Genomic DNA, 19878 nt, shown 5'->3' with positions numbered 1-19878 from the left:
AAGTTTTTTGTGACTTCAAAGAAAGGTAAATATCCATGAATTATTTTTTGAAAATAGAGAAGCAACATGAATGGGAAGCAATTCGAAAAATCCCCTTACAATACTTTCATGAGACTATTGCTTTGTATTTAGACAATGATTTAGATAGGTTTCTTATTGATTATGAATTCATCAGAAGTATTGCTCAATCCACCAAACATCACGGTTTCTGCGATCTGCATATCAAGGATGTTAATCGCGGGATGAATGATTTAAATTTTCTAAAGGATATACCTGTAGCCCAAATATACATTGATTCACCTGATGTATCACTTGTCGGTGCTGAACACATTAAAGAGTTTTCATCATTTGTCTTTCTTTCAAAACAAGGCTTAGATTTATCTTATCTAAAACCACATCAGGATCGATCAATGTTCAGTTTGGCTATTAGTGGGAAATCCCTCATTAATATTGAATCTTTAAGTTGTTTTCCTGATTTTGAATATTTGTGTTTGGTCGGGTCAATCAGTGATTGTAATGTTTTTAAGCAGTTTTCTTCTTTCAAAAACAAATGCCGCACAGAACTATGTCTCGATGATAACCTTATAGAGAATTTGGGCTGCTTTGAGGAAATCTTTTTATCTGGACTAAGCTTAAATCAGAATAAAGTCAAAGATATTTCAAACCTCCCTACAATAATTAAGCACAACCTGAAAAAATGCGATCACTTTTCCCTATCATTACAAAACAATCCTATCGGAGCTAAAGAGCGTCTTGAGTTGATGGAACGGGATAATATTCAGCGATTAATAAAAGATTGTTCTCTCATTTTAAGGATTTAAGGAATAAAATACAGTCGCTTTTTTGGCACGAAACCTGTATACAGTGTTTTGTAAGCTTTACCCTGTGCGTATTCATATTTTTCTTCTTTGGATTCCAGTTTGCACATAACACAAAGTTCTTGATTTGTAACGTTGGTATTTTCTATCCTCACGCAAATATCATCATATATATCTTTACAGATATTATCAGTAAATTTTATTTTAAATCGAAGGTGATATGCCCTTTCACCTTTCGTGCAGACATGAAGAATAATGTAATCACCATTAAATTTTACCGTTTTTATTTTTCCGATGATTAAATGCCAGCCTTTGATTTTATCAGGGTTATTTTCGTAATAGTATGCGGTTCGAGGCGATATACAAAAATCCAACACGCTTTGAGTATTCTCTTCATCGAGATATTCATCCAGTTCTTTTGACCTCTGATAAACATACATTGCTCTTGCTGTATGTGACAGTTTCCCTACTGCTTTATGAACACCTGCTGAAGAATTTATTTTATCCTGTTGATGCTCTTTGGGTAAATCCGGTTTAGTTAACACCTCTTCTAACCAATCCAAAAAACTTTTAGGAGGTTTTAAATCAGCTTTTGAATAGCTTGCAAAAGGGCAATTTTTTCTGTGGTGCGTATGACGCGAACTATAAAAATTAGGTGTAATACCCCTCCGAACATACATTATTGCCTGGCACTCTTCATCTGCACAAACGTAACTAAAGTTGCTTCCGTTTGCTTTCCCAGCGAGAGCCTGAGTTATTGACTCTTCCTGCTGAAGAGTCATGTTATAGGCTCGATCGGCCATTTCATCACCCTTTCCTATTATTATTTTATCTTTAATATCGGTCTACAAAACCAGTATTTAACTCAAATCTCAATATGTTTATATAAAATTCATACAACCGGTCATTTTTTTGAGAAAGAGAGGCCAATATGTTATCCGACAAAATACGTACCAAGTATATTTGTGGAGGGAGGTATCTGTACATTGCTATTTTATATTTCTTTGGCTTGCTTTGCTTTTTATGCTATATGGAACAAGTTTTTTGATAAAGATCAAGAAAATCCAAGTTTTATATCAATAATCGCACCTTTATCTTTGTTGGGCGGTATGATCGGGGTATTGATCTCTGGACTTTCTACAATTGTGCTTATGACGAGCAATGAGCCTAAGGATTGGCTTGATTCGAAGTCTTCAGTCATTTCAACTGAACAAGTATATTCTGTTGAAGGATCTGGAACTGGTTATGGCTACTGGATGCTGAGAGAAGGAGAAAACGAAGAATATCATGGTTTCTATATTTCTCCAAGTGAGATTACAGTGATAAGAAAGAAAAATATAACCCCACATCTTGAAACAATTAAATATACCGGAATAGTTAAAAGCCCGATTTTAACACCTTATCAAAAAAATATGGAGAGCTTAAAATATCGACTTTATTATCCCGTTGAAAAAGATATTCCATAAAAAATATAAAAAAGAGGAGATCCTTTTACATGTGTTTTGGAGAAGCAGGTGGAGTTGTTTATAAAATCTCGATGAAAAAATTCCTTGAGGAAAATGACATTGATCCCCAAAACGTCTCAATTATAGATGGGACAAAGGAATTCGATGTCATTGCAAAAATGCAGAATACCGAAAGGAAAGTTAATATGATATCCGACAAAATACGTGAGGTAAGGCAAAAGAAAGGTCTGTCACAATCCGAGCTGGCCCGACGCTCCGGCCATGCGGTTTCGACCATCCACGGAATTGAAAACGGGGATAACCGCAGTCCTAGCTTTCGGCTGGTTTGTGACATTGCAAAGGTACTGAGCATCCCGTTGGATGAGCTGTACCAAGATATTTTGAACGAAAGATAGCACTCCTAAATTTACAACTCAGAAGTGCTATTATTTTACGATGAGCGGCCACGTTGGCCCGCAACTGGTGGAGTAATTTCTTCGCAAAAAATGACCGGTCATGTAAGAGGTTAATGACCGGTCATACCTAATTTATAAGTGGTACGATAATGAAACATTCACTAGTTCGAGACATTTTTTTATTTATTGTTTTCATTACTATATTGGCGTTTATGATTAAAGTTTTGATTGGTTACATGCAAATTCCAATATCCGCTTTTATTTCGGCAGCCATAGTAATGTTAGTGTTGTTAGCTTTCTTTCTTTTTTTGACGCTTTTTATTAAATAAGAATTTTACAAGCATAAGATTATGATGATTGTTAGCCCACGCTGGTAGGTGATTAAAGGAATTGTCTATGAAGAAAAAGTTATTAATTGCATTAATTATTTTAGCTATAAGTGGCATGTTTTTATTTCTAATGGGATACCTGATCGACTCTATTTATTTTAAGAATATCTAAGTGTAATTTCAGTAAATCAATAATGAAGTCGGACAAAATGTCCGACTTAAAATTAAATAGCCAATCAAAACTCTTTGATACTCTCACGGAGTTTTTTTATTTTTAATTATAGGAGGAAAATTAAATGAAAAAATCAGTAAAGAAGTATTTTGAAAGAGCCGCAAAGAAGGTAAATGAAACGGCCTGCTTTGTCTGCACGGAAGCAAATGCTCTGAAAGAGGATATGCGAGGTGAATCCCAAAACACGTCTATGGCAGGTGGCGTAATCGGAGCATTGCTCATTGCCGCAATTGTAATTGGTTGGTCAACCGGATGGATTCCTAATACTTTTATTCCAAAAGTTGAAGAATCCTTTAACAACTTATGGAACTAAAACAAAACCAGCTCTCAGATTACAGCCGCATTATAGTTGCTGCCCTTTGGCTTATCTGCACTTTGATTTTGTTTTTTACAGCTCAAAGTACAGCTTTATTTTTGAAAGGCAGCCTATTTTCCCTAGTTCTTGCCGGTATTGGGGTTTACGATGCGACAACGCATATAATCCCCAATCGCTATTTGTGGCCCGTTATGCTGATCGGATTGATCGATTTCAAACCGATTCCAGCCATAACGGGATTTTTTGTTGCATCGTTTATCTTCTATCTTAATAACAAGATCACAAAGGAAGAAGTAATCGGCTGCGGTGATATAAAATTTATTGCCGCCGCTGGCTTTGTCCTTGGCACACCAGCTGTAATCTATGCAGCGCTTATGGGAATCATTTTTTTACAAATTGCGTCCAGGCTGTTTTTTCAGGGACAGCGCAAGAAGTACTACTACGCAATGGCTCCCTGGTTAGGGATTGGTTGTTTTCTGGCATTCATCATTTTTAATTAAGGAGAAGAACATGAAAAAGCTTTTGAAAAACAGATATTTTTTGAGTGGGCTGTCAATTTTGGCAGCCCTTCTGATTTGCCTGGTAATTACTCCGGCCTTCAACACCGCAGCAGGAAAGCAGGTTGAGATTGTCCGGGTAAGCAAAACAGTACCGGAGGGAACAAAGATCACGTCAGATATGATACAGAACGTCAAAGTAGGCGGTTACAACCTTCCGGACAACGTAATGAAAAATTCTGAAGATATTGTCGGACAATATGCCCTTGCTAAATTTCAGCCCGGCGATTATATTCTGTCGACCAAAGTATCGACACAATCACCGGATGCTTACTTATCTAATCTGGACGGTAAAAAACAAGCCGTATCAATCACTATAAAAAACTTTGCAAATGGCCTGTCTGGAAAGCTGAAATCCGGTGACATTATTTCGCTCTATGTTTCGGAATATGGTGATATGAAGCAAACCATGTATCCCGGTGAGCTGCAATATGTACAACTTCTTGCAGCAACTACTTCTGAAGGATATGACAGTACCGGTGAGCAGACCGAAGCTGATAAAAAATCGAAAAGTAATACAGATAACATTCCAAGCACCTTAACAGTTCTTGCAACACCTGAACAGGTGTTGAAGATTGTGGATTATGAGGCCAATGGCTCTATACATGCCGCATTAAGCTATCGTGGTAGCAGCGAAACGGCAAAGAAATTTCTTGAACTTGAAGATAAATTTCTAAAGGAGAATGCACAATGACAAATCAAGTGATTGCTTTTTGGGGCAGCCCAAACAGCGGCAAGACCACTCTGGCAATTAAGACCGCAAAAATACTAGCGGCTAGAAAGCAAAACACCATTGTTGTCGGCTGTGATTCTGAAACACCTTTCCTTCCGTTGGTTTTTCCTTCAGGCAAGGATTTTGAATCTCTCGGCAATTTACTGGCCCTGCCGAAGATGACTGAAACCACAATATTGCAACATTGTACACCATTCAAATCTAAGTATTTATCTCTTATGGGATATCGAAAAAAGGATAACCCACTAACATATGCAGGTTACAATTCCTTTCAGGCGCGGGAGTTAATCTCCCTGCTCCGAAAAGTGGCTGACTATATCATCATCGACTGCACGCCACATGTGGTAGGAGATAAATTGACATCAGCGGCCTTGGAAGCCGCCGATCTCACATTTAAAGTAGTGACACCGAATCCCCGCAGTCTTATCTACATCGAATCACAAAAGGGGCTTCTTCAGCAAAAGACGCAGTACCAGTATGGTGAACAAATCAACATCATTAATAATGCATTGCCTGGTCAAGATGTGGATTTGATGTCTGAGCTGATTGGCGGCGCTCATTATGTTTTCCCTAACGTTCCGGAGCTGCCGATCCAATACGATCAAGGGGAAATTTTTGACACGGTATTTGGAAAAGGTGCTAAAGAATTTGAAATGGGACTGGAAGTCATGGTAAGGGAGGTTGTCCAGACTAATGAAGTCAATTGAGTTTCCACGTTTGCTGGAAGATGTACAGGGCTATATGGCAGAAAAATATTCGGCACTTTTGAAAACCCCAAAAAACAACAGACAGCAATTGTTATCTTACATTAAGCAATACATTCAGGAAAAAGACCTTTCGACAGAAGAGACAGAGATTGATAGTTTGGCTTCCAAACTATATCAGGAAATGGCCGAGTATTCTTTTTTGACACCCTATCTCAACGGAACAAATGATGATTGGGAAGAAATCAATATCAACCGTTGGGATGACACTAAAATCACTTTTTCAGACGGAAGTATAAAGGTATCGCCACAGCAGTTTTTCTCCCCCGCTCACGCCAACGACATAATTACAAAGCTGCTGCGGGAATCCGGAACAATCCTAAATCCTTCAAAACCATTAGTGAGAGGGCATTTAAACAATAAGATTAGAATTACCGTCATTGGAACCGGTGTGATTGACAAGGATGCCGGTATCAGCGTTTCAATACGTTATATTAATCCTAAAAAGCTTGGGAAGCAGGATTTCATATCTGGCGGCATGGCTACAGAAGAAATGTTAGACTTTCTGAGCGCTCTCTATCAATATGGTATTTCAATGAGCCTTGCTGGGGCCACGGGAACCGGCAAAACAACGGTCATGAGCTGGCTGCTCTCAACAATGCCCTATGATTCTCGTATTTTTACAATTGAGAATACGACCCGCGAATTTGATCTTGTTGTTCGGGATGAAAAGACCGATATTGTACTTAACAATGTAATTCACACAGTAACAAAGGACAGCGACGATCCCAGTCAGAGGATTACAGAACAGATGCTTTTAGAGCAAGCTCTTACTTTTGACCCAGATCACATTTGCCTCGCTGAGATGAAAGGCTCAGAGGCATATGAAACGCAGGAGGCAGCCAGAACCGGGCATTCTGTCATTTGCACTGTCCATGCCAAAAGTTGTGCGAAAATTTATGATCGCATTCTTGATCTGTGCAGCTTAAAGGGGAATTTGAGTGCCTCCATCCTTTCTGCATTTATTGTGGACGCTTTTCCTATCTGCTTTTACATCCGTAAAGGCAAGGATCATGTGCGTCGCATTACAGAAATCTGCGAATGTGAACTTACCGGAGATGGAAAAAGAAATCTCAGAACTCTGTATCGCTGGCACACGGTAAAGAACCGCATAGATAAAGAGAGCGGTAAAACTATTGTAGAGGGCTTTTTTGAAAAAGTATCAACTTTGTCGGAAACATTGCAGCAAGAATTAAGGGATAACGGTATGCCGGAAGATTTATTACAGAGATTTTTGAAGAGAGAGGTTGAGGTTGCCGCATGATCTTATATATCATAGCTTTCTTTGTTATGGCTTGGGGCCTTTTGGCCATCTTTGGCATCACGGTTAAGAATAAAGATGATGTTCTTCAGGCTTATAGTGATATTTCTCAATTGCTGCCAAGAAAGAAAGAATCATTATCCGAAAAGATAAAACACTGCAAAAATCCTGTTCAGCCGCGCGGTATGCGAAAAATGATTTTGGATGCAAAAAGCACTCTGATAGAGATGAATAGGAGTGGTCACTTTCCTACTATCTGCATCACATCTGGATTCTTTGCTGTCATCGGCGTACTGGTTGCAGGATCACTGAACAATGCATTCTTAGTACCTGTTCTGGCAATTGGGCTAGCTATGCTCCCTTTTATCTTTGTTCTGCTAAGTTCCTTCAGCTACAAGAAGCGTTTGATTGTAGAGCTGGGAACAAGTTTATCAATCGTAACGGCTGAGTATACGCGATCCGGGGACATTATACAGGCGGTGAAAGAAAACGTAGAATATTTTGAATCGCCGGTTAAAGAGGTATTTGAACGCTTTGTGGTGCAGGTGACGATGGTAAATCCGAATGTTCCTCTTGCCTTGCGAAATATGAAAAAAGCATTGAATCAAGAGGTTTTTCATGAGTGGATCGATGCTGTTATTTTAAGCGAAGAAGATCCTTCTCAGCGTACGACTTTGGGGCCAATCATACGGAAGTTTTCGGAAATTAGGATTGTAGACGGAGAAGTGAATTACAATTTGTACGAACCTTTAAGAGATCACACTATTATAAGCCCATTGTTACTTATCGAACCCTTCCTCATTTGGATGATGAATCCGGAATGGATCGAAATCGCAATGAGCTTTGTGGTTGGACAGATTATGTATGCAGGTAGCTTGGTTATCTTTTTCTATACGCTGTTTCGAGTGATTCAAATGACCCGGCCAGCGGAATTCAGAAGATAGGAGGAAAAAAATTGAATACAACAATTTTCATATATATCTTTTTGACTGTAGGCTTCTATCTGCTTTTATGTGCAGCTGCAAAGTTGCCGCTTATGGCTTATCGAAAAACGATGCTGCAAGTGGTCAGCGACAATCAGAGTAAAGGGAATCTACTCAAGATCACGGAAATGAATCTGGCTTTGCGTTTGTCAAAACTGATTAAGTTGAGCGAATATAGAAAGAAAACTATGTCCGACTCACTTCGGTCCGCAGGAATTCCCTTCACACCGGAATTGCATTTGGCTCAAATCATTGCCAGATTTTTAATGCGAAGTTTGCTTGCTCTCCCAGCGGCATCTATTAACCCTATCGTTTCCATCATGGTAATTGTTTGGGCGGTATATACCATGTTTGGAGAATTTAAAAGCACCGATAAAATTATAAGACAAAAGCGAGATCGGATTGAAAGCGATTTACCCCGTTTGACAGCGATGATTTCCCAAAAGATTAAAGCATCTAAAGATGTGATTGGTATTTTGGATTCTTTTTTACCGAGTGCCGGTGTCGAACTACGGGAGCAACTGCAAATTACCCTTGCGGAAATGCGTACAGGCTCCCCGGACAGAGCGCTCTCAAAACTGGAATTGCGTGTAGGAAGTACAATGATGCGAGAGGTCGTGCTTGGGCTGCAATCTGTGCTTCACGGCGATGACATTAACGCCTATTTTGAGAGATTAGAACATGATCTCAGTCAAGCGGAAATTCAAAAATTGAAACTGAACAATATGCAGCGGCCAGGAAAAGTGAGGTTGTATACCACACTTGCTCTTGGCTGGTTTATTTTGACCGCCTTTGGTATTTTAGGCATCTACGCCTATGTCAAAGCCAAGGCATTGATATAACGGGGTGAGTTACATGAAAAAAATATTGCGATCTGAGCGTGGTGAATTTGTAATTGACTCCACCGTGAAGCTGTTTATAGGCCTTTTAGTCATCGCCATATTTGCACATCTTGCGCCGGTTATTGTGGCTGCACAACAACTCAATACGTACTCTACCGAGCTGGTTAGGACAGCTGCCATTTCAGGCCGGGTAGGCGAGGAAACGGAACAAAGGGAAGAAGTTTTAAACAGAACGATTGGCTTAAAACCTGAGGTTACCTGGTCTTCAACAGGTAAGATACAGTTGAATGATGAAATCACGGTAACATGCTCTGTAACAAAAAAATTGGGTGGCTGGGGCGGTTATGCCGATTTTCCGATTCATTTATCCAAAAAAGCTACTTCCAGATCAGAGGTGTATTGGAAATGAAACTATTGAAAAACGATCGTGGAAGCGTAGCAATACCAGCAATAACTTTGGCAGTTACAATTCTAGTTTTGTCTGCGGGAATCTTTGAGGTGTTCCGAATTAATACGGCCATTCAGACGGTGCGCGATACCCTTCAAACCGCAGTAGTTGATACCTGCCAAGAAAACTACGCGGATATTTACAATGGCCTTCGGGAGGGCTACAGCGGGGGCTATCAGCTGTCTGGTAATGAATGGGTCGAAGAAATCTCCGCAGGTGATATCTATGACAAAATGGATAAAGCTTTGGGAATGCAAAACCATGTGAGATACGCTGGAAATTCCGTTGATTACAAGATATCCAATTTATCGGCCCGAATAACAAATTCTCCGTTTGCTCCCGACGATCCGGATCGGGAAGATAAACTCACATGCTTAGCCGAGATCAATCTTGAAATTCCCTTGGTATTTGATTGGGGTGGTATAGCCCCTATGAATTTCACCTTAGAGGTAAAGGCGGGCTACAGGCCAATATTTTAATAACCTCATGGGAACCTGTGAGCTGAAGCCTACAGGTCTTTTTAATTAAGGAGGGACAAAATGAAAAAGGATAAAAAAACTACCGTTATACTGACAGCAATTCTTCTCTTTATGTTTGCTGCCTTTGGCGGTGGAACCATTCTTAATGCATTGGGGATTCAATTGCCATTCTTATCATCCTCCGGAACTGCTTCAAGCAGTTCCGGAAATACGTCGAGCCAGGTAATAACAACATCAGACAGCGTTTTCCCTTCTGATATACAAATTGGTCAGATAGCAGAAGAATCAAAACCCGATTCTTCTGATTTGAATGAAGCGGAGGAACAAAGTAGTCAGGCACCCTCAACAGATAGAGATAAATCGTATGTTGTGGAGCTGACCGACAGTCCCGGCGCTGCCGTGAATTCTCAGGGTAGTACATCTTATGCACCTGTACCCGGACAGAACGAAGGCCCTTCGAGCAGCTCGGTTCCAGCTCCGTCTGATCCCGGCACAAGCAGCGGAAGTGCTTCCGAAAATTCCAGTTCAAGTTCTGGCGGAACGGCCATTCCCAGCACCCGCCCCAAACCCTCCGAAGGGGGCGGCTCTCTTTCAGTATCTGTTCAATCTGTTGCTCTTGATCAGAGTGATGTAACGATAAATAGGCAAAACACGTTGCAACTAACGGCAACTGTAGCACCGCAAAATGCTACAAAGAAGTCTGTGACTTGGACATCCAGTAACCCGGATGTAGCCACGATAGACGACACCGGCAAAGTAACCGCTATTGGAGCTGGAGCCGTCACGATTACGGCCACAGCTGATCAAAAGTTAGCTACATGCAAAGTTACCGTAGTTGTGCTGATGGATGGAATCACGCTCAACCATACGGATTTGTCCCTTGACAAGGGAAATATAGAGCAGCTGACAGCTAAGATCATCCCGGAGGACACAACAGAGGATAAAACAATCACCTGGACATCTTCTGACCCTGATATCGTCAGCGTAGACGGCGATGGAAAGGTAACTGCCCATAAGGTCGGCAAAGTGACCGTGAAAGCCTCCGCGGTCGGAGCATCGGCCAGCTGTGAAGTCACGGTTTTATCACCCATGACCGGCATCGAGCTGGATAAATCCACTCTCACCCTTAACCGCAACACCAAAGAACAACTCACCGTCAGTTTCCTGCCGGTAGATACCACAGACGGGCGTACAGTGACATGGAGCAGCAGTGCTCCGGAAATTGCTGATGTTGACCAGCAGGGCAATGTTATTGCCTATTGCATCGGGATGGCGACAATCACGGCCCGCTGCGGTGAGTATACGGCCACATGCGATGTAACTGTGATCGCACTGATCGAGGGTATTTTTCTTGATCAGACGGAAATAACGCTGGATCGCGGCACAGAAGGCCAGCTCACAGCTTCAATCATTCCTTTGGACACAACCGAAGATAAAACGATTACTTGGGTTTCGAGCAATCCCGACATTGCCACGGTGGATGTTACCGGCAAGGTGAACGGCGTAAAGACCGGTACGACCACCATCACAGCCAAGGTCAGGGAGCATACCGCATCATGCAATATTAATGTTGTTGCGCTGATTCATGGCATCACATTAGACAAATCTGAGCTTATTACCCTTGACCGCAGTACCACCGGGCAGCTTGCGGTATCTTATGATCCACCGGATACCACCGAGGATAAGACAGTTACCTGGTCTTCCAGTGATCCGGCTGTTGCCACAGTTGATGAAGCAGGTAATGTGACTGCCGTTCAAATTGGTACAGCTACCATTACCGCCCAAGTGGGAACACATACCGCGACTTGCAACATTACGGTTGTGGCACTAATTCACGGCATCACGCTCGCTAAATCGGAGCTTACCCTTGACCGCAGTACCACCGGGCAGCTTGCAGTATCTTATGATCCACCGGATACCACTGAGGATAAGATAGCTACCTGGTCTTCCAACAACCCGACCGTTGCCACGGTTGATGTGTCCGGTAATGTGACTGCTGTTCAAATCGGCGTTACAACAATTACGGCCAAAGTCGGAGAGCATACCGCATCTTGCACAGTCAATGTTGTGGCTTTGATTCACAGTATCACTCTAGATCAGACATCATTTAAGATCAATAAAGGTGATGGGCATCAGTTTACAGTGATTATTGATCCTCCGGACACCACCGACGACAAAACGGTAGTCTGGTCGTCAAGTAATCCTGCTGTAGCAACAATAGGCAATGATGGTAAACTTCTGGCCCTGACACCCGGCAATACAACCATTACTGCAAAAACAGGTCTACACACAGCTACCTGCGATGTCAGAGTACGCGATTCATATGCCATTACGACAGCCGCTATTGGTAACGGATCGGTATCACCTGTGGCGACAGTAATAGAGGATAATTCTATTACTTTGACCGCTACGTCGGCAGTTGGCCATCATTTTGTCAGCTGGACAAGCAGCGATGGTACTGTGATTGATTCCGCCACATTTACTTATGTGCCGGATAAGAATATCACTTGGACAGCGCTGTTTAAAATCGATACTTACGATAATACACAGGTAACGATTCCTACCGACACTACAGGCGGATCAGCAACTGTTTCTCCCGCTGCTCCGTACACCTATGGTCAAACCGTAACCTATTCAGCCACACCGGCCAAAGGATACCATTTTGTGAACTGGACGAGTGACAAAGGGAACGTTGAAACTCGTCAGACGTTTGAATGGACATTGACCGGCCCGATCATCTGGACGCCTCATTTTGAGGGTAATATCTATACTGTGCAGGCTACCAGTAAATCACCAGAAAAAGACGCTGGTGGAACAATTACAGGTACCGGAACATATCATTATGGCGATACGGTTACGCTTAATGCCGTGCCAGATTCTCAGTTCAAATTTGTTAAATGGACAAACAGTGCTGGCGATGAAGTCGAAACGTCTACTCTTAGTTTTAAGCTTGATGATAAGTATGTCGATTCTTCAACTATTACTTGGACTGCCAATTTTATACTGAATGCTTTTGTTCGGGCTGACTATACAGCAACCAATGAATTTGATTCATTGGCTTGGCGCTCCGGCAGAGCTGGCCTTTATATTGATTTTTACGGAGACAGTTATGAATCAAGCAAAGGCAGCCTAACCCTAACATTAGACAATCCTATATCAGTTAATACTGGAGAACAATTATTATTAATAACCTATGAGGGACGTTATTACGGCTATACAAAAAATCGGAGTACCTCTTATTCGGTTTATGATGAAAATAATCAAGTGATTACATCAGGGTCTTTCAGCCTTTACAAAGATACTGAGAAAGAGCGGGATTCATCAACACTAAAACTAACCGCCGGCAAAACTTCTAAAGTTGCAAAAATAGTATTTAGTATGTCAGGTTCAGGAAAATATCACGAAACCAGTAAAGATGATCAGCCCAGCATGATGTGGCTTGATTTCGATGACATTACTATTGCTGGGCAGTATGTATATGCAATCAAAGGTTATAATCGTCCAAAATAATGATCGTGCGGCCACCTGGTTTTCCGGATGGCCGCACAACTATAAGGAGGTAAATAGAGAGTGCTTTCAGATTATCAACGCAAAGGCATTCCTGAGGACTATATTCAAATTCTTCAACAGTTAAAAGAAAAGCAAGGTAAGATTTTTTGGCAGACAGAAAGAAAAGAAGCTAAGATTACGGCCATCAAACAATATCTGCAAGACGAGAATTTGAGTTTTTCGAGCTGGTCATTAGATGAAATATCAGAAAAACTTTATAATGATATTTTTGAAAAATCCATTCTTACCGCGCCGCTGGATGATATTTGGGTCAAAAGGATTTTAATAACCTCTTGGAATAAGGTAACTGTAGTATTCATCAATGATCAAAAAATCGAGATCGACGAATTTTATTCTTCAGAACATGCAAGAGAAACACTTCTATCCCTTAATCACAATATTTCTCCCCCCTGCTTTTCGGGAAATCTCGGCGGTAATCTGAGGATTACCGCCTTTTTCCCGCCTTTTGTCAGTGAAAAGCTAGGTGTTGTCTGCTCAATTGACAAATTAGGGCAGCGTAATTTCACTATGAAAATGTATCAATCATCGGAATTTGCCACAAGGGAAGAATTAGAGTTTCTTTCTCTGGCTTTGCGGTACGGTATTTCAGTCTTAATTGTAGGAAAATGGTTAAGCGGAAAATCATCTTTGATGAATTATTTACTTTCCACTCTACAAGAGCTAACGACAGTAACTTTTGAGCAATATCGGGAAATGCTCAATACTATTTCACTACTAGACAGCAGAATGGAGTCCGCAGAAGCTGCTTTAAAACTTGATCCCGATGTAATAGCGTTAAACCTTGATGATGCTATCCCACAGGAAATTAGCCTAAGAGGGTACACAACTCTGGCTTCTGTGATTGCACAAGGCCCCATTGAGGGACTTTATCAATTAACGGAACAATGGAGGCGGCAAATGGTAAACCCTCTGGACTATCAAAGTGCGTTTCGCCTAACCTGTACGGCAATGCCGATTGTCGTTACCGTTAAGGCGATTGAGAGCAAATACAGGATTGTTAATATTTCTGAGTGTGATCAATCCAATATATCCACCCTATGGGAGTGTACAGGTAATCGTCATGATCATGTTTCAGATCCCTCAGAAAAAACATTCCGGACGATGCAGCAAAACGGCTGCTCCATCGAGCAGCTCAATCAAATAAGAAAGAAGGTAAAAGAAGTATGCTGAAAGGTAGAGGAATTGGAAGACTCGTTGCTGATCCTAAACAGCGTGTTATTAGAAAAAATGATACTGATTACGCAGTCTGTGAATTTACATTGGCTTGCCAACAAGGGAAAGGCAAGGCTGACTTCATTAAAATCAAGGCTTGGCGAGGATTGGGAAATTTTCTTTATAACAACGTGAAAAAAGGTCAAAAAATCTACATTGAAGGAACCTTAAAAATTCCTCCTTATGATAAAGAAAGAGGAAGTGCTTACGAACCGTATATAGTAGCCTATGATTTCGAGTTCTGCGGCAGCGGAATAAAAGAAGTGAAAGAACAACCGGTTCCGGATGCTGGATCGCCCAGCGATGATGAACTTTATGAAACTCTGACTGATGATGATTTGATTGGGCCGTAAATGGCGCCATTAAAATTTAAAAGAGAAGGGATTAAGACCATGATTAAAGAAAACTTTGAAATTTATGCGGATGGAAAGGCAACTGACGAAAAGGAAGTTGCAACGGTTGTCGCCTATTGTAAGGGCTTGGTAATTTTTCAGGATGACGAAGATCGTATTTTCTTCTTATCTGCGGAACCTGAAGCTTTTGAAATTGGCACTGTAAGTCCCATTGGATTTCTTACCCCGCTTACAGAGTCACATCCTTTATATGAAAAAGTACATGAGGCTATTAAAGGGGGAAAATAAAATGGCACAGGCCGGTGTTCAGACTTCAAAATCAAAAGAGATTAAAAACACATTGGATGGGCTGATCGATAATTATCGCGAGAATCCGGAGAATATAGCTGAGCTGCTTGCGTTCAAGAGTAGATTCTATCAATATTCGATGAACAATGCGGCTCTGATTCTAAATCAAAACCCATATGCCACCTTTGTAGCGAACTACGCCTTTTGGGAAAAAGAAGGATATAAAGTAAAGCCACCTGGAATTAAGGTCATATTCCCAATTCGTACAGAAATTTTTGAAGTCGGTGAAAAGGATGGAAAAAAGCAATACCGCCGGGTTTCAAATGCCACGTCGGAAGAAAAAGAAATGATTGAGAAGGGTCTAATAAAGCCTTTCACAACAACGCGGTTCGGTGTGGGTAATGTATTCGATATATCACAAACTGATTGCCCTCCTGAAGATTACCCTAAATTCTATCACATGGGGTATTCTTCCGACCGGCACGCGCAACTTTATGACATTGTAAAGCAACACGCTATTCAAAAAGGAATCTACGTCGAAGAAGCTGATTTGCAATCCATCGCACTTCGGGGCCAGTTCTCCCCTATGGAAAACAGTATCCGGATCAGCGATAAGCTGAACGACACTGAAAAGCTATCAACGCTAACCCATGAGCTAGGTCACGCATTGCTGCATGGTGATCCTGCATCTCGAAACAAAAACAGCTCCATCAAAGAGTTGGAAGCAGACTGCATTTCTATCATGCTTCAGCAGGAGTTTGGTATCGAGCTGACTGATGGCAGAAAAAAACACTTTGTCCAGCACTATAATATTTGCAAGAATTTTGATGGATTCAAACTGGAAGATGTTCTGAAGAATGTCAACTAAGCTTATTTCAATCTGCGCAATGAGCTTGATCCGATCATCGAAGCGGCGTTTACAGATTTGCCAAAGAATACCGAGAAAGAGCATCAAAGGCCCAGCCAGTCACCGGAAAGATACACCGTTGTTGTAAATGGTTTTGGAGGCCCCGGAGCAGGTAAAACAACATCTTGCTTCGATATTGTGAGTGAATTCAAGAAGCGCGGTTTTGTTGCGGAATATGTACCGGAGTTTGCTACAGAATTGGTTTGGGACAATAATCTTCAGATGCTTGATGGTACAGAAAAAAATCAAACTTTTCTTTTTGAAGAGCAAAAGCGCAGAATTGATCGCCTTATTGGTAAGGTAGATTTCGTAGTGACGGACTCTCCCCTTCTCCTGAACAATATCTATATCAAGGAACTTACTCCTGATTTTGAAAACAAGGTTAAAGAGGCGTATGCTGAGTACAATAACTTCAACTTTGTGATCGAGCGTGATGAAAGCCAGTTTACATCAAAAGGGCGTATTCACAATCTGCAAGAAAGCAAAGAAAAAGATCAGGAAATTTTAAATATGCTTTCCAACTACGGCCTGTATCATGGCGTATATAATCACAAAACGGTCGGAAAGATTATTGATAATGCAGTGACGACTTACAAAAGGGTCAACCAAAACAGAGAAACCAAGAACTCCAAATATGGAGAGATTGACATTACGCAATTGCAATTCAGCTTCGATGTCACAAACTACCTAACTTGGGAAAAAGCTCTATATTTGCTTCATATGGGGGTTCCTGTAGGATCAATCTCGCAATTTGATAGCCAAGGAAACCGAGTTGAAAAATATGACGAGCCAGCCGGTGAAGTGCATACTGTATACTTACCTCTCAAAACAGAAGAAGACCTTTTGAAGCACAACACTGAGCATTTTGAGGCCATGACTATTCATCCGGATTTTATGAGTCCTGAACAGATGCAGCGTTACATGTACGTGATGCAAATGCTGACGGATAAACGCCTGTTCACACTCGAACAAATCAATTCTTTTGAAATAACTTTTCTTGATGATAAACCTTTTGAATATCAAAAAATGATGGACATGCGGGATAAATTTATTACCGAAGAGAAAATTCAACAATGGATCAATCTCGGCGGTGGTGGCTCGGAATTGAGTAAACTAGTACATGGTTTTATTGGTTTTGACCAGCCAGCGGATAAAAAAGAAAAGGAAGAAAAACAGCCGATTACTGCTGAGCCTTCTGAGAGTGAAAAGGTATTGCAAACTTTCAAAGAAACCTATCCCGGCGCAAAAAGTCATGACGGGTATGTCATTTTGGATGAAGTACACGGGGCCGCTCTTGGATTCAACCCAACGGAACAGAATCCCTTTGTTTTATGGGAGGTTGAAAACGGAGCTTACCTCAACGGGGAATACAGACGCACTCTGGAGGGCTATAATCCCCGTGATCTGATTGATTTGGGCCTGCGTATGGAAGATATTCCAGAAATGCTGAATGAGTGTGGATACGAGATAGACCGAGAAACCTCCCACCATCTTGAAATTTCCACTCGGATAAAAGAACAGGATGTTCACTTTCAGTCTTATGTTGGGCATGTTCTTCACAATCCGGCGGCAGATTTAGAATTTCATTCATATAATTCTGAAAATGGAACTTTTACAGTCCGGCATTGGGGCGGGCCAGAGAGCTATATCGAAGAAATTTTCACACCTGAAAAGCTGGCCGACAGCTACAATTTCTCGGATGATTTACGCAATCAGTTTTTTGATATCAGCTATATATGGTCAACTTCGGCAAACGAAAAAGAAGAATATCAGCCGCAGGATCAAAGCCTCTTTGAAAAACCAGGATCAGCAGAAAACCCATTTCAAGAGTTCTACAAAACTTTTTACGACGAGAAAGCAGCAAACAGTTTTCAAAAAGAAACAGGCTGGACAATGGTATGGGGATCAGATAACGATGGGCTGAATGGTGATACCTGGCTTGTATATCGTAATATTTCTGATTTACCGAAACCATTACAAAACATAGCGAAGACACTTGAAGTACAGCAGCTGTCGCCGGTACCAAATACAGAAAGGAGTACACCGGAAATGGCAGAAAACAAAAATAAAAATATACTGCAAAAACTCTATGAAACGCATCCCGATAGAGATCACGACGGTACAATTTTTGTTTTAGATAAAGCAAACGGTTTCGAACTTGGCTTTAATGCTTGGAGGGAAGAAACACCCTTTTATCTGGAGGAAAAAGAGATTATCGGCTATGATCCCGTAACAGACCAATTTGAGACGAATATAAAATCGGTACGGTGGGCAAAAGCGTTGGAAGACTTTGACCGCAAGGAACTGATCGATAGGGGCCTACAGATAGATGAAGTTCTACGCATGATGAAGGAATGCGGGTATGAGGAAGATCGTGAGATGTTCCAAGAGCTTTCTTCTTCCCCCGAACCTGTACCGAATAAGGCCTCCGTAGCCAAACAAAACCATCAAAAACAGTCGCAGCGCGATTATAAAGAACAGGATGCCGCCGTACTTGATTACATCAAGCGCGGCGTTTCTATTTTGCAAGTCGCGGAGGATATGGGCTTCACCCCCCAGCGAATCGGCGGCTACTACACCTTAAAAGAGCATGATAGCGTTCGTTTCTATACTGACACAAATAGCTTTCATCGTTTCTCGGTAGGAGTGGGCGGCAGCACAATTGATTTTGCGATGCACTTCGGCGGTATGAATGAAAAAGAAGCTATCAGATCGCTGAAAGAAAAATATGTAGGTGATAGACTGGACAGCCTTCCACAGTACACCCCTCCCGAACCAAAACCGGCCGAACCGAAAAAGTTCGAGCTGCCCTCAAAAGCGGAAGGTAAGTTCGCGCGGGTATATGCCTACCTCACAAAAACCCGCTGCCTGGATTCAGAAGTCGTACAGAGCTGCATGAAGGACGGTCTAATATACGAAGACAATAAGCATAACGTCGTTTTCGTGGGCAAAGATGCAGAAGGCCAAGTGGCGTATGCTGCAATGCATACAACACTAACAAATTCACATTGGAAAGGCGATGTTGCAGGTAGCCGTCAGGGAATTGGTTTTATGGTAGATCATAATGCGTCCCGACTTTATGTTTCGGAAGCTCCTATTGATGCTTTGTCTATTATCTGCCTTAGAAAGCAGCAAGGTCATAACATAAAAGATTCTAACTACATGGCTACATGTAGCACCAACAAATACGAAGCTCTGTACTATCGGCTGAGAACAAACCCTCATATCAAAGATGTAATATTAGCCTACGATAATGACGAGGCTGGTCAAAAAGCAAGCCGAAAAATATTCCAAACTCTGAAAAAAGAGTTTCCAGAAATAAAAATCAGCTGCCTGAAGATCAATGGAAAAGATCCAAATGAGCATCTTTGCCAAAAAAACTGCCCCAAAAACCCTAAGAAAAAAATCGCCCAGGAGGTGGAGAGATAATGGCAGATAAAAAGACAAAAGAAATTAAGAGTCTGGTTGAAGCTATCCTAAAGAAAAAGGGTATCAACTATGATGAATGGCTTTACCAGCGACATCTTGAATGCCTGGCTGAAAATTCTGAAACCGTTTTGGCGGCGCTGGCAGAAAAAGCCTGACATAATCCAAAATTGAAGGAGAGTAACATATGATGATTCCAATGGTTTTAGCAGTAAACCTGCCCGCTGGATTATCCGAAACCATCAGCAACTTTACAACTGCTGGGCAGGTTATCGGTGGATTACTGGCAGGAATTTTTCTTTTAATCGCTGCTGTCCAGTTTATGACTGGAGGGCGGCAAGCGGTAGAAATGAGTAAAAATAGAGTGGTGTGCGTTATCGTGGGTATGGTTTTGGTTGCCGGTTGTACAGTTATTAAAACCTTTATCGATGGACTCATTGCATTCTAAATACAGTACAGGAGAAAAAGGGAAGTCGGACAAAATGTCCGACTTCCCTTT

21 protein-coding genes are annotated in these 19878 nt (G+C 41.5%); 20 read left to right on the top strand and 1 reads right to left on the bottom strand.

Annotated elements, in window-relative coordinates; all coding sequences use genetic code 11:
• Nucleotides 1-35: 35 nt before the first annotated feature.
• The gene (locus QOS46_RS02255; protein WP_283606965.1) at nucleotides 36-821 is read left to right on the top strand and encodes a hypothetical protein; all 786 of its coding nucleotides are present in this window, start codon (nucleotides 36-38) and stop codon (nucleotides 819-821) included.
• Here QOS46_RS02255 and QOS46_RS02250 read toward each other — a convergent pair.
• Nucleotides 818-1621 (bottom strand): hypothetical protein, encoded by an 804-nt coding sequence (locus QOS46_RS02250; RefSeq protein ID WP_283606963.1) that lies wholly within the window; start codon nucleotides 1619-1621, stop codon nucleotides 818-820. The two genes, QOS46_RS02255 and QOS46_RS02250, sit on opposite strands and share 4 nt — an antisense overlap.
• Before the next feature lie 183 nt (nucleotides 1622-1804).
• Between QOS46_RS02250 and QOS46_RS02245 the strand changes: the two genes are divergently transcribed.
• From QOS46_RS02245 to QOS46_RS02155, 19 genes are all read left to right on the top strand, one after another.
• On the top strand, nucleotides 1805-2284 hold the full coding sequence (locus tag QOS46_RS02245) for a hypothetical protein (RefSeq protein WP_283606961.1): 480 nt from the start codon (nucleotides 1805-1807) through the stop codon (nucleotides 2282-2284).
• A 29-nt stretch (nucleotides 2285-2313) separates the two neighbouring features.
• Entirely contained in the window at nucleotides 2314-2679 is a 366-nt protein-coding gene (locus QOS46_RS02240) for a helix-turn-helix domain-containing protein (RefSeq protein WP_283606959.1), read from the top strand.
• A 625-nt stretch (nucleotides 2680-3304) separates the two neighbouring features.
• On the top strand, nucleotides 3305-3553 hold the full coding sequence (locus tag QOS46_RS02235) for a hypothetical protein (protein ID WP_283606958.1): 249 nt from the start codon (nucleotides 3305-3307) through the stop codon (nucleotides 3551-3553).
• Nucleotides 3544-4056 (top strand): prepilin peptidase, encoded by a 513-nt coding sequence (locus QOS46_RS02230; protein ID WP_283606957.1) that lies wholly within the window; start codon nucleotides 3544-3546, stop codon nucleotides 4054-4056. Before QOS46_RS02235 ends, QOS46_RS02230 begins: the two co-directional genes overlap by 10 nt.
• Before the next feature lie 10 nt (nucleotides 4057-4066).
• The gene (gene cpaB / locus QOS46_RS02225; RefSeq protein ID WP_283606955.1) at nucleotides 4067-4807 is read left to right on the top strand and encodes a Flp pilus assembly protein CpaB; all 741 of its coding nucleotides are present in this window, start codon (nucleotides 4067-4069) and stop codon (nucleotides 4805-4807) included.
• On the top strand, nucleotides 4804-5553 hold the full coding sequence (locus tag QOS46_RS02220; protein ID WP_283606953.1) for a hypothetical protein: 750 nt from the start codon (nucleotides 4804-4806) through the stop codon (nucleotides 5551-5553). Before cpaB ends, QOS46_RS02220 begins: the two co-directional genes overlap by 4 nt.
• Nucleotides 5540-6874, top strand: a complete 1335-nt coding sequence (locus tag QOS46_RS02215) for an ATPase, T2SS/T4P/T4SS family (protein ID WP_283606952.1) — start codon at nucleotides 5540-5542, stop codon at nucleotides 6872-6874. The genes QOS46_RS02220 and QOS46_RS02215 overlap by 14 nt, the downstream gene beginning before the upstream one ends.
• On the top strand, nucleotides 6871-7815 hold the full coding sequence (locus tag QOS46_RS02210) for a type II secretion system F family protein (RefSeq protein WP_283606950.1): 945 nt from the start codon (nucleotides 6871-6873) through the stop codon (nucleotides 7813-7815). The genes QOS46_RS02215 and QOS46_RS02210 overlap by 4 nt, the downstream gene beginning before the upstream one ends.
• A gap of 11 nt (nucleotides 7816-7826) precedes the next feature.
• Nucleotides 7827-8696 (top strand): secretion protein F, encoded by an 870-nt coding sequence (locus tag QOS46_RS02205; RefSeq protein ID WP_283606948.1) that lies wholly within the window; start codon nucleotides 7827-7829, stop codon nucleotides 8694-8696.
• A gap of 13 nt (nucleotides 8697-8709) precedes the next feature.
• Nucleotides 8710-9105 carry a DUF4320 family protein gene (locus QOS46_RS02200; RefSeq protein WP_283606947.1) on the top strand — a complete coding sequence of 132 codons (396 nt, stop codon included), beginning with the start codon at nucleotides 8710-8712 and terminating at the stop codon, nucleotides 9103-9105.
• The gene (locus tag QOS46_RS02195; protein ID WP_283606945.1) at nucleotides 9102-9623 is read left to right on the top strand and encodes a hypothetical protein; all 522 of its coding nucleotides are present in this window, start codon (nucleotides 9102-9104) and stop codon (nucleotides 9621-9623) included. The genes QOS46_RS02200 and QOS46_RS02195 overlap by 4 nt, the downstream gene beginning before the upstream one ends.
• A gap of 60 nt (nucleotides 9624-9683) precedes the next feature.
• Entirely contained in the window at nucleotides 9684-13133 is a 3450-nt protein-coding gene (locus QOS46_RS02190) for an Ig-like domain-containing protein (RefSeq protein WP_283606943.1), read from the top strand.
• A gap of 60 nt (nucleotides 13134-13193) precedes the next feature.
• Nucleotides 13194-14363 (top strand): hypothetical protein, encoded by a 1170-nt coding sequence (locus QOS46_RS02185; RefSeq protein ID WP_283606941.1) that lies wholly within the window; start codon nucleotides 13194-13196, stop codon nucleotides 14361-14363.
• Nucleotides 14357-14758, top strand: a complete 402-nt coding sequence (locus QOS46_RS02180) for a single-stranded DNA-binding protein (protein ID WP_283606940.1) — start codon at nucleotides 14357-14359, stop codon at nucleotides 14756-14758. The genes QOS46_RS02185 and QOS46_RS02180 overlap by 7 nt, the downstream gene beginning before the upstream one ends.
• Before the next feature lie 39 nt (nucleotides 14759-14797).
• The gene (locus tag QOS46_RS02175; RefSeq protein WP_283606939.1) at nucleotides 14798-15046 is read left to right on the top strand and encodes a hypothetical protein; all 249 of its coding nucleotides are present in this window, start codon (nucleotides 14798-14800) and stop codon (nucleotides 15044-15046) included.
• Nucleotide 15047: 1 nt separating this feature from the next.
• A complete protein-coding gene (locus QOS46_RS02170; RefSeq protein WP_283606937.1) occupies nucleotides 15048-15914 on the top strand; it encodes an ImmA/IrrE family metallo-endopeptidase in 867 nt (288 codons plus the stop codon).
• Between the two features lie 57 nt (nucleotides 15915-15971).
• The gene (locus QOS46_RS02165; protein ID WP_283606935.1) at nucleotides 15972-19382 is read left to right on the top strand and encodes a DUF3991 and toprim domain-containing protein; all 3411 of its coding nucleotides are present in this window, start codon (nucleotides 15972-15974) and stop codon (nucleotides 19380-19382) included.
• Nucleotides 19382-19537 carry a hypothetical protein gene (locus QOS46_RS02160; protein ID WP_283606933.1) on the top strand — a complete coding sequence of 52 codons (156 nt, stop codon included), beginning with the start codon at nucleotides 19382-19384 and terminating at the stop codon, nucleotides 19535-19537. The genes QOS46_RS02165 and QOS46_RS02160 overlap by 1 nt, the downstream gene beginning before the upstream one ends.
• Nucleotides 19538-19566: 29 nt before the next feature.
• The gene (locus QOS46_RS02155) at nucleotides 19567-19827 is read left to right on the top strand and encodes a hypothetical protein (RefSeq protein ID WP_283606931.1); all 261 of its coding nucleotides are present in this window, start codon (nucleotides 19567-19569) and stop codon (nucleotides 19825-19827) included.
• The last annotated feature ends 51 nt before the right edge of the window (nucleotides 19828-19878 follow it).

The organism is Faecalispora anaeroviscerum (assembly GCF_947568225.1).
GTDB classification, from domain to species: Bacteria; Bacillota; Clostridia; order Oscillospirales; family Acutalibacteraceae; genus Faecalispora; species Faecalispora anaeroviscerum.
Note: the sequence above shows the minus strand (reverse complement) of the source record. Positions and strands in the feature narration are given on the sequence as shown.